This window comes from Vibrio xiamenensis, assembly GCF_900100015.1.
In the GTDB taxonomy this organism is placed as follows: domain Bacteria; phylum Pseudomonadota; class Gammaproteobacteria; order Enterobacterales; family Vibrionaceae; genus Vibrio; species Vibrio xiamenensis.
In genome coordinates this window covers 1-2,576 of the sequence record NZ_FNDD01000073.1, presented here as the reverse complement: position 1 = coordinate 2,576, position 2,576 = coordinate 1, and the positions used below count along the sequence as shown (strand labels likewise).

Sequence of the window (2,576 nt, the reverse complement as noted above, 5' to 3'; positions counted from 1 at the left end):
AGCAGCATGCTTTCAAGGGCGCCATCTCGCTGCGCGCCGTACAAAAAGTTCATTGCCTCTTCTGAGCCAAGTTCCGATTCGATACTCACCGCATACTGCGCATTGACAATGGCACGTTGCAACGTGGTGTTTTGCAGCGTATCGAGCATTTTTAACTGCTCTAAACTGGATGCAAAACGGTTCACTCCGCGAGTTTGACCACCCTCAACGGGTTCAAAAATATGAATAAAGCCAAGGCGACCACTGCGCAGGCGTTTAGGTACTTTTCGCCAGGTGCGACCCATACCAAAACGGTCACCCCCTTCGGCTACGTGATAAAACTGAGCCGCGCCATTCCGGTTTAGGTCAATACCAGCACGTCGAGAGCTGGTGTCCATTGCATGGTTCGGGTTACAGACTCGCCGAGGCGCAATCAATCGAATCGCAGTGGAGAATGGGGAAGAGCGGCGATCAATCCATTCTGGCTTGGCCATGATGTCGCCAGAATAGGCATGAGTCTCGATTGACTCACGCATGAGCATGGTGAATGTGCGCTTTTCTTCCGCATCGATATAACAGTTTGGGTCTTCAGCAATATCGCGAAAAATCGCTTCGACATCACGAACAAAGCCTTTGTCCATTTTGATGCCGAGTAATTGCCAGTTTGGTTTGTAACTCAGACGGTATTCAGAACCGATAATGTGGTCTTTATGCAGTTGCATGCCGTTGGCCGCAATGCCGTTATTACGTACCACATCATCAGTTCGAGCGTTCATCTGCTTATGAACAGGAAGCAACGCAGCATCGACCGATTGCGAAGGCACGTTCCACTCTCGCATTTGCCCACCAAAACCACTACCGCCACCACGAAAAACAGACTCTCGCAAAGGAGTAATACCGTCAGCAGAGAGTAGAACAGGCTTATTCATTAAAACCGCACTCCTGCAGGTGGTAATCGGCGATGGGTTTTAATGCCCAACTGTGATTTAAGATTGTCGATATACGCCTTCAGTTGATGGATGCTGGCGCGATTAAAATCGACTCGGCGCCCATCTTTCATCACTGAGACAGCCATACTGCCCGTTTGCAACGAGTGATAGGCCGCTTCAGCTTCATTAAGCTTTTCTTGTAACGTCATAACTCCGCCTTATTTCATTCGCTCGGCCAGCTCTTTCATGCTGAGCTTTTTCTTAACGGGTTTCGTTTCTGGCTCATTAAGAACCAGACCAAATTTTTCTATCAGGATGCGTAGCGCGGCGTGAGCATAAACCCAGCCATCTAACGCTTCATCAAACGGGTGGTACTGCTTAATCCAACGCCAAACGCGACGACCATTTCGGGTTTCGAGTTTCTTGGTTGCTGAGCAAAGCTGCTTAAAGAACTCATCGCCAGCAATTCGCTCATCAACGGGGAAATGGATACAAGACGGTGTGGCTTCGTTGGATTTAGGCGCGATATTTAATCGCCCATAGATCAGCGCCTTTGAGTTGTCGGTACCGATTTTTGTTAGGTAGACTTTTTTCGGGCTCTTTTTGCGCGGAAAACTTTGAATCGGCTTTCCGTATTGGTTTTGCCCTTGAAACGGCACAACCCACATCACGCCATGGCGACGACTCATTTCATAAACATCGTCTGTTTTATGCCCCATGGCATCCCATCCCCAAAGCTTAACGTCCATAACTTCGCCGTTCGACTTCCGGTACTGGTTGTAAAGCTTTTGACCAACGGCCTCTTTGGTGATTTCGTTGGAGAGATCGCCAAGGATAACGATATGATCAACCAGCCAGCTCTCTTCAAAAGCGCCCCACGCCCACACAAAAAGCTCGACACGGTCATCTTGGGTGTCGATACCGCCAGTCAAAACCGTAGCTCGGTCATGAACTGGATTGGTTTCTCGTTCACCCTGCCACCAAATTTCACGGCGGCCATGTAAGACTTCCCAATCAAGCTTGTCGCGATACTCACCTTCCCAAAGCTCACCGAGTATCAAATTAATGAACGTTTTGAGCTTCGCTGGGTCGCTTTTCTTATTCAGAAATTCGCGCACCAAACCGACCCAACCATCCGTCATTTTGGTGTTGTAGCCAGCCCAGCAATGAATGCCGACACTAACAGGGGTCGGTACGGGGTTATCGTCAATATCAAAAAAATCCAGACCATCCTTAGTCCAGGTAAAATCTTCCGCTTTCCAGCGTCCATTCAATTGCATTTTGTTCAGATGGCGATAATAAATCGCCTCTTCACAGCCACAGCAAACGTAATGAGCTGAACGCGCTTTGGCTTCAGTCGTGGGTTTTGAGTTGTCCCATTTGAAACCATGTTTGGTGTCTGGCGAACCCCACTCAAGCACTTGTTCATGCCCACAATGTGGACACGGCAAATAAAACCGAAACGTCAATTCCATTTCGGCCATTAGCTTTTCAATGTGTGACTCACCACTGTTCGTCGGTGTCGTTCCCCAGCGCTCCATGGGAAAAGCGGCACCTTCCAAACGAGTCCGAGCAAGCGATATCGGGTCGCCCTCTTTTCCTAGCTCCCAATCCCAACCATCCACCTCATCACCGAACAGCGCCGTTTTGGTGATTCGTCGCATGTTC

At 49.2% G+C, this 2,576-nt stretch carries 3 protein-coding genes; all 3 read right to left on the bottom strand.

Annotation, left to right across the window (positions count from 1 at the left end; translation table 11 throughout):
- The coding region (locus BLS03_RS25220; RefSeq protein ID WP_093279590.1) for a phage portal protein at nt 1–908 on the bottom strand (908 nt) is incomplete at its 3' end.
- Nucleotides 908–1,117, bottom strand: coding sequence for a gpW family head-tail joining protein (gpW, locus tag BLS03_RS25215; RefSeq protein WP_093279589.1), 210 nt, complete (start codon nt 1,115–1,117; stop codon nt 908–910). The genes gpW and BLS03_RS25220, both read right to left, overlap by 1 nt.
- A gap of 9 nt (nt 1,118–1,126) precedes the next feature.
- On the bottom strand, nt 1,127–2,576 hold a 1,450-nt coding region (locus BLS03_RS25210; protein ID WP_143015703.1), incomplete at its 5' end, for a terminase gpA endonuclease subunit.

What these genes read in the sequence shown, in the direction of transcription:
- gpW (WP_093279589.1), bottom strand. Translation starts at nt 1,117, where the DNA reads ATGACGTTACAAGAAAAGCTTAATGAAGCTGAAGCGGCCTATCACTCG.